The organism is Reyranella soli, assembly GCF_007992495.1.
Taxonomy (GTDB): Bacteria; Pseudomonadota; Alphaproteobacteria; order Reyranellales; family Reyranellaceae; genus Reyranella; species Reyranella soli.
The window spans coordinates 1-7,678 of sequence record NZ_BKAJ01000269.1 but is presented as its reverse complement, the minus strand read 5'-3'; the positions used below and the strand labels follow the sequence as shown (position 1 = coordinate 7,678).

The window sequence follows — 7,678 nt, the reverse complement described above, 5'->3', positions numbered from 1 at the left end:
GGGGCCCGGCGTGCGTGTGGCTTGCCCGGCCTGCCGATCGGCCTTGACCACGGTCTGGCACGGTGGGGACGGAATTCCCTTTACGCCCGGCTACCGCACCAGCAACGACCAGAGCGACGATGACGTTGTCTGGCCATGATCAAAGGGAACCGCAGCGTGCCGACGTTCGGTAGGGTGCAATGGACTGGTGACGACAAGGCCTGGGAGGTGATCTGCGACCTACACGCTGATAGCGAACTCGCGGCCTTTCGGGAGAGTAACGGCACAGTTTCAGTTGAGACGCCGGACGGGCGGCGTGTGGCAGCTAAGGTCGGTGACTGGATCGTCAAGAGCGCCGATGGGTTCCATATCGACCCCTTGGCTCCTGAGTCTTTCAAACCTTCCTAGAGGAGATACACAACCGAGGAGGCAGCAAAGAGGGCGATGGCGAGAATAAGTCCGAATACGACGTGCCGATCGCTCGGCGTCATCGCTGGCATTGGAGCTTTCGTGTCAAACATGGTCCGTTTGCCTTTCGGACGAAGTGTCTGGGTCTGTAGGGGCCACCGCCTCAGCAACGAGGCGGGCGCCGGGAAGGCGGTCTCGAAGTTCTCGACGTTCGATCATTTTCAGTAGGATACGTGTCCAGAGGTATGAACGAGCGCGCATTGATTTTGCTCGGCCCAATGCGTCCATATCGCGACTGATCGTCGAGGCTAGTTTCTCGATCTGGGCCAGCAGCTCGCCTTCAGATGTGTCACTTCGTGGGGCTCCCAAGACCGGGTCTAGTCCAGCTCCATCGCGCGGCTTGGCATCGGCCGCCATCCTTCGCCACATCTCTGCTGCTGATAACAGGGAGAGGCGGTTGGATGGCAGCGTGGCCGACTCGGCCAGTCGTTCGCATTCATCCGCGTGCAAGAGATATTCTTCGTATGTCATGCATGCCCCCTCGACGCGCGAGCGCGAGCACATCACGGGCTCTCTCGGCCGCTGGCTCTCGATGACGGCTGAAGCCAGCAATGCCTGAGACTAGTGACTTATGAGGCGGGAGGCTGTTCGCTTTAGCACAGGGCCCAGGGCGGGCCGCTGGCACGAGACGTTCAATACTGCACGCTCCCACGGCAACTGGTTCATCATGCCGCGCATCACGGATGCGGCACTGCCCGCACAACCTGCTTTGCGGGCTTGTCCTCGCGCTGCCCCTGGTAGGAGACCTGCCGCAGCAGGTTGTCTTCGGTCCAGGTGAGGTAGGTCACTTCCACGACGATCTCGGGGCGCACCCAATGCACCTTGGAAAGCTGCAGCGGCGAGCCGAAACGGCTATCACGCGGCAGCGCCTCGGCGAGCGGCATGCGCTTGACCTGCAACGGCCCCAGCACTCCGGCCAGCCGTTTCAGCTCCTTGTCGGTGATGCCCGTCCCGGCACGCCCAGCATAATGTAGGTGCCCATCGTCGGTGTAGTAGCCCAGGAGTAAGGCGCCGATGTGCGATCGGCTTCCCTCAGGATCGGTCCAGCCCAAGACGACGAACTCCTCGCGGTTCAGGCACTTCGACTTGACCCAGATCCCACGGTCGCCTGGATCGTAGGGGCGATCAGCGAGCTTCGAGATTGCGCCTTCTAGGCCGAGCTTGCAGGCGTGCTGCCGGAAGCGGGGGCCATCGCCTGCGACGTGTTCGCTATAGCGCAGACCGCCGATCTCCTTCTTGAACAGGCGTGCGAGCTTTTCCTTCCGTTCGATAAGCGGCAGTTGGGCGGTGCTTTGGCCATTCAGGAACAGGAGATCGAAGGTGAAAAATACGAGCTGGTCGGTGCGGTCTTCATCCATAGACGCCTGCAGCCGGCTGAAGACCGGCACGCCGTCGGCATTGAGGGCGCGCAGCTCACCGTCGAGATATGCCGACTTGGCCTTCAGGGAGCTAAGCGCCTCGATCGTGCGCCGGTATCGGTGGGACCAGTCCAATCCTGTGCGGGTGAGGAGCTTGATGTCCTTGCCGTCGATACGCGCATGCATCCGGTACCCGTCATACTTGACCTCATGCACCCGACCATCGCCCGACGGCGCTTCTTCGACGAGGCGCGTCAGCTGCGGCTTGATCCATTTTGGCGGCCGACTAGGGGCAAAACCCATAAAATTCGTCCGACGCCGCGTCTGCTTCCGCGACCTCAACTGGCCGCAGTCGATTGCGCAGGCGGTAACAGGACTTCCGCCAGAAACGGTTCGACGTGGAGGAGAACAAGATCGCTACGGCACATCGCTCCTAAATGGTCCAAACCCGGTAACGACATGAACCGTGCATTGGCTATCTCGGAAGCAGTTTGCCGTGCTGGGTCGTGGATAGGATCAGCCCCTCCAGCATAGAGGAGCGTCGGCACGCTAATCTTGCCCAGCACGTCGGGAAATCCCGCGGTGATCAGCCGTTGCCGTCGGCAGGCAATCAGCGCGGCAGTATCGTAGGCCACGACACGCTCGCGAACTTGAGGGGTGGCCCACTCACCCCAAACTTTGATGACCTCGTCTGGTCCGCCACGAAGCGCCGCAATCAGGACGTCTTCCTTTCCCGGTTCGGTTGGAAATGCCGATGCGGTACCGGCCGACGCACCTCCGATCACGAAACAGCCAACACGACCCAGCGCGTACCGGGCCAAGGCAAACCCAATCCAGCCTCCCATTGAATAGCCCCAATATGCGGTGGTCCTGATACCGAGATCGTCGAGGACGGCGACCGTGTCGGATGCGAACTTTTCCGGCGTAAAGGACGGAGGATCGTGGGGCTTGTCGCTTTGCCCATGGCCGCGAGCGTCGATCAGGACGAGGCGGTATTTCGGCTTCAATGCCGCGACGTAGCCTCGCTCGTACCAAGTCTCGCTGCTATCGGCAAAGCCGTGCTGAAGGACGAGCGGTGGTCCATTGCCCTCGACCCTGTAGTGGATCGAAATGCCTTTGTTGTCGACGCGTGGCATTAAACCCTCCCCTGTGATTGGAACGGCTTTAAGCCCAGCCCCGCCATGGATGAGGGCGGCCCGGCTAGTAAAGCCGGGTGGATAGCATGATGCACAGTGCAACCGAGCGCAAGCGGACGCAGTCTGCCCATTGAACGACTCAAAAGTTCAACGTGCTTCTCCAGCCGGTCCCACAGCGGCGCGCACGAATTTTATGGGTTTTGACCCTAATCGTTCCCACGACAGAGACTGAAGCACAATTCGCCTGGGTCGCTAAAGGCCAGCGGAGGCGCTACCTACAAAGTGCTCGACCTGTTGTTCAGCGTGTTCGTCGAGACGACGTTTCTAATGCCGCCCTTCCTGCAGCCTGAAGGCGGTCTTCTCGCCGAACACCATGCGCGGCGCCGCCATCTTGCATAAATTGGACAGCGCCGTTCGCTTGGGCGAACAGGAGATCGAGGTTGCGAAGAGAGGGCGCGCGCAAGGCGTTTCTGCTATTCTCCAGGCGCGAGTGGGTGGTGGGGTTAGCCAATGCAAAGCGACGGTCGTGCGCGGCACGGGGGCCGGGTACTCGTCTGTGACGACAACCTGCTGGTAGCCGATGTCGTGGCAGAATTTCTGCGCGAGTGCGGCCTCGAGCCGATCGGCCCTGTCGGCTGGTTGGAAAGCGCCGTGCAAATGGCCTGCGAACGCGCACTCGACGGCGCCATCCTGGACATCAACCTCAATGGCCGCCCGTGTTTTCCGGTTTTTGCGCGATCCTTTCGGCACGGCGCATTCCCTTCATGTTCCTTACCGGCTACCCGCTGGCGACAATTCCAATCGAATACCGGGGTGCTCCGTTGATCGCCAAGCCCTTCGAGCCGAATGAGATGAAGGAAATGTTGGCGCGGATGTTGGGTCTTCCGGCGGACTGGCCGCTATCCGAAGATGTCCAATCTAGCGTCCGTCACTGACGCGACCATGTGCTCCTGAGACGATCAGCTCGGGCGACACCGGCGAAGGGCATGCGCGTCAGGCGAGGCCCCCAGGTCGCCGCAGTAGGTCTGTTGCCCGGCTCCCACAGTAGTCCTACGATTTCGGCAGCTACCTAGGGGGATGCCGTTGGCGCGAGAGCAGCGCAAACTGGCGGCAATCGTTGCCGCTGACGTCGTCGGCTACTCCCGCCTAATGGGGCGCGATGAGAGCGGGACGTTGGCGCGCCTGCGCAAGAACCGGTCCGAACAACTCGATCCCGTGCTGGCCAAATACGGAGGCCGTCTGGTCAAGCTGACCGGCGACGGCGCCTTGGTCGAGTTCGCCAGCGCTGTCGATGCACTGAGCGCGGCCATTGAGTTCCAGCAAGGCATGGCTCAGGTCAACGCCGGCCAGCCTGCTGACACCGCTCTCGTTTTCCGCATGGGTCTGCATCTGGGTGACCTGATCGTCGACGGCGACGATCTCTACGGTGACGGTGTCAACGTTGCTGCGCGGTTGGAAGGGGAAGCGGCGGCTGGTGGCATACTGATTTCTGGCAACGTCCGCGATGCCGTTGGCGGGCGATTGAAAGCGACGTTCGAGGATTTGGGTGGCCTGTCGCTGAAGAACATCGAACGCCCCGTTCAGGCCTTTAACGTGAGGTGGGAGCCGAAGGACTGGCTGCCCGTGGTGATCTCCGAGGCGACAACCACGCCCCTGGCTGCTCCGCAGGCGCCGCTGCCATTGCCCGACAAGCCATCGATTGCCGTGTTGCCGTTCCAGAACATGAGCGGCGATCCCGAGCAGGAATACTTTGCCGATGGAATGGTGGAGGACATCATAACCGCGCTGTCCCGCACCAAAGCCCTGTTCGTCATCGCTCGGAACTCCACCTTCTCATACAAGGGCAAGTCTCCAGACATCCGACAGGTCGGGCGCGAACTCGGCGTGCGCTACGTCTTGGAGGGCAGCGTCCGCAAGGCGGGGACGAGGATCCGCATCACCGGCCAGCTCATCGATGCTCTGTCAGGAGCGCACTTGTGGGCTGATCGCTTCGATGGCGCGCTGGAGGACATCTTCGATCTGCAAGACGAGATTGCTAGTCGCGTTGTTGGCGAGGTTGCGCCGGCCCTTGAGGAAGCAGAGATCACACGCTCGACGCGGAAGGTCGGCAACTTAGAGGCCTACGATTACTACCTACGAGGACTTGCGGCCTTACCCGGCTACAGTCGCGAAAACTTGACCGAAGCGCAGTTACTCCTTGCCAAGGCCGTCGCACTTGATCCGAAACTAGCCATCGCCTGGGCGACGCAGGCATTTCGATGCGTGGGGACCAAGTCCATGGTCCGAGACAGTGATCCCGCACACAACGCGGCTGAGGCTGAGCATGCAGCCCGCACTGCACTCCGAATGGATCGAAATGATGCCCGAGTGCTTGCATTGTCGGGACACTCGCTGGGGTTTGTCTGCAGACGTTACGAGGAGGCAGCGGCTCTGCTTGAGGAAGCAGTACGCCTCGATCCCAATCTCGCTGTGGGTTGGACTTGGCGGGGCACCAGCCGCAATCGGTTCGGCCAACACGAACTGGCGATTGCCGATTTGGAGCGCGCGATGCGATTGAGTCCGCGTGATGCGTTCATGTTTCTAGCTCACGGGCAGATGGCCGCCGCACACTTCTTCGCAGGTCGACATGACGAGGCGGTCCATTGGGCCGAGAGTTCACTGAGGTTGCTGCCCCATCACGTCACAGCACACCGGGTGCTGGTCGCGGCCCATGCGCTTGCTGGCCGAACCGAAGCAGCGAGACGCGCATGGCTGGTTTATCGAGAGTACGACCCAGAGACCCGCCTCGAGACACTTTCCGAACGGCTGGCGATCCCTAATGGACCAAATCTAGCGATGTTCGTGCAAGCCCTGCGTCTCGCCGGTATGCCCGAATGACCGAGCAGCGCCGCCTCGCCGCCATCGTCTCCGCCGACGTCGCAGGCTACTCGCGGCTGATGGGACGGGATGAGAGTGGCACGTTGGCGGCGCTGAAAGCCATTCGGCAGGAGGTGGTCGACCCAGCCATCGCCAAGCACGGCGGCCGCATCGTCAAGACCACCGGCGATGGACTGCTGCTGGAGTTCCCGAGCGTGGTCAACGCGGTGCGCTGCGCTATTGAGGTGCAGACAGCAATGGCTGACCGCGGTGCCGAGATAGCCGAGGATCGGCGCTTTGCCCTCCGCATCGGCATCAACCTCGGCGACATCATCGTCGAGGGTGACGACATCTTCGGAGATGGTGTGAACGTTGCCGCTCGCCTGCAGGAGATCGCGCCGGCGGGAGGCATTTGCATATCGAGCCGCGTGCATGACGATGTGCGCGACCGCCTCGACACCGCGTTCGATGACGGCGGCACACAGGCACTCAAGAACATTGCTCGACCAATTCAGGTTTGGCGCTGGCATCCTGGTCTGACGGCATTGCCGGAACCAGTGCCCGCACCGACTGCACTCCCTTTGCCCGATAAGCCATCGATTGCCGTACTGCCGTTCCAGAACATTTCAGGCGATCCTGAGCAGGAATACTTCGTTGATGGCCTCGTCGAGGACATCATCACTAGCCTGTCGCGCTTCAAGTCGCTGTTTGTCATCGCGCGCAATTCGACGTTCACATACAAGGGGAAGGCGGTCGACATCAGAGAGGCTGGCCAGCAGCTTGGGGTCCGCTACGTGCTGGAAGGGAGCGTTCGCAAGGCAGCAAATCGCCTGCGCATCAATGGCCAGCTCATCGATGTGTCAACGGGTGGCCATTTGTGGGCCGACCATTTTGACGGCGTTCTCGAAGATGTGTTCGATCTCCAAGATCGGGTGACGTCGAGCGTGGTCGGTACGATCGCGCCGAAACTCGAGCGGGCCGAGACGGAGCGCGCTCTGCGCAAGCCGCCTGAGAGCTTGGATGCCTACGACTGCTTCCTGCGCGGTATGGCTCACTATCATCTCTTCACGAGGAACGACATGCCGGTGGCCAGACAGTTCTTCCACCGCGCGACGGACCTCGATCCTGCCTACGCTGCCGCCTACGGGTTGGGATCGTGGTGCGTTTCTGTGTGCCAAGCGAACGGCTGGTTGTCTGATCCTCAGCGTGAAGTCCCCGATGCCGTGGAACTTGCACGGCGCGCGGTGGCGATTGGCTTGGACGATCCGCTCGCGCTGGTAACGGGTGCCGCTACCCTAGCCACTCTCGCTGGTGAGCTGGATAGCGCGATCGCCTATGTAGATCGCGCGCTCGTTCTGAACCCTAATTTGGCGCTTGCATGGAGCGTGAGCGGGTGGGGACGCGTGTACCTGGGCGAACACGTCGACGCCATCACACGGCTGGAGCGCGCCATCCGGCTCAGCCCGCTCGATCTGCTTGCCCACCACTTCTACACCGGCATGGGCTGGGCGCACCTCTTTGCCGGTCGTTATGACGAAGCTGCATCGTGGGCGAGAAAGGCAGCGCTCGAGAAGCCCGATTGGGCGCCGACGGCGCGCGTCGAGACAATCGCCTGTGCGTTATCGGGAAGGACCCTGGAAGCGCAGAAGGCGCTGGCCCGCTTGCTCGCGATCACTCCCGATCTGCGGCTGAGCAATACTAGAATGTCGTCCGCGTGGCGGCGGGAGAAAGATCGCGCTCTGTACATGGAAGGTCTGCGGCTGGCAGGTCTGCCGGAATGACCGAACATCGCCGCCTCGCTGCGATACTGGTGGCCGATGTGGTAGGCTACTCGAAGCTCATCGGCAGCGACGAGGCGGGCACACTCGCGGAACTTCAGGC

General features: G+C 61.7%; 7 protein-coding genes. 3 read left to right on the top strand and 4 right to left on the bottom strand.

The window, feature by feature from the left end; translation table 11 throughout:
• Nucleotides 1-135: 135 nt before the first annotated feature.
• Nucleotides 136-387: a hypothetical protein gene (locus RSO01_RS48160; RefSeq protein ID WP_170303861.1), complete on the top strand. Its 252-nt coding sequence runs from the start codon at nt 136-138 to the stop codon at nt 385-387.
• 105 nt (nt 388-492) lie between these two features.
• Here RSO01_RS48160 and RSO01_RS48155 read toward each other — a convergent pair whose 3' ends face one another.
• The 4 genes from RSO01_RS48155 to RSO01_RS48150 form a co-directional block, all read right to left on the bottom strand.
• Complete coding sequence (locus RSO01_RS48155; protein WP_170303860.1) at nt 493-918, bottom strand: hypothetical protein; 426 nt, start codon at nt 916-918, stop codon at nt 493-495.
• 206 nt (nt 919-1,124) lie between these two features.
• Complete coding sequence (gene ligD / locus RSO01_RS45105) at nt 1,125-2,108, bottom strand: non-homologous end-joining DNA ligase (RefSeq protein WP_147157176.1); 984 nt, start codon at nt 2,106-2,108, stop codon at nt 1,125-1,127.
• Nucleotides 2,109-2,143: 35 nt separating this feature from the next.
• The gene (locus tag RSO01_RS45100) at nt 2,144-2,941 is read right to left on the bottom strand and encodes an alpha/beta fold hydrolase (protein WP_147157175.1); all 798 of its coding nucleotides are present in this window, start codon (nt 2,939-2,941) and stop codon (nt 2,144-2,146) included.
• 324 nt (nt 2,942-3,265) lie between these two features.
• Nucleotides 3,266-3,691, bottom strand: coding sequence for a hypothetical protein (locus tag RSO01_RS48150; RefSeq protein ID WP_170303859.1), 426 nt, complete (start codon nt 3,689-3,691; stop codon nt 3,266-3,268).
• A gap of 327 nt (nt 3,692-4,018) precedes the next feature.
• On the opposite strand from RSO01_RS48150, the gene RSO01_RS45090 reads away from it, so the two are divergent.
• Together RSO01_RS45090 and RSO01_RS45085 are read left to right on the top strand one after the other, a co-directional pair.
• Nucleotides 4,019-5,818: an adenylate/guanylate cyclase domain-containing protein gene (locus RSO01_RS45090; protein WP_147157173.1), complete on the top strand. Its 1,800-nt coding sequence runs from the start codon at nt 4,019-4,021 to the stop codon at nt 5,816-5,818.
• The gene (locus RSO01_RS45085) at nt 5,815-7,578 is read left to right on the top strand and encodes an adenylate/guanylate cyclase domain-containing protein (RefSeq protein ID WP_147157172.1); all 1,764 of its coding nucleotides are present in this window, start codon (nt 5,815-5,817) and stop codon (nt 7,576-7,578) included. The genes RSO01_RS45090 and RSO01_RS45085 overlap by 4 nt, the downstream gene beginning before the upstream one ends.
• The last annotated feature ends 100 nt before the right edge of the window (nt 7,579-7,678 follow it).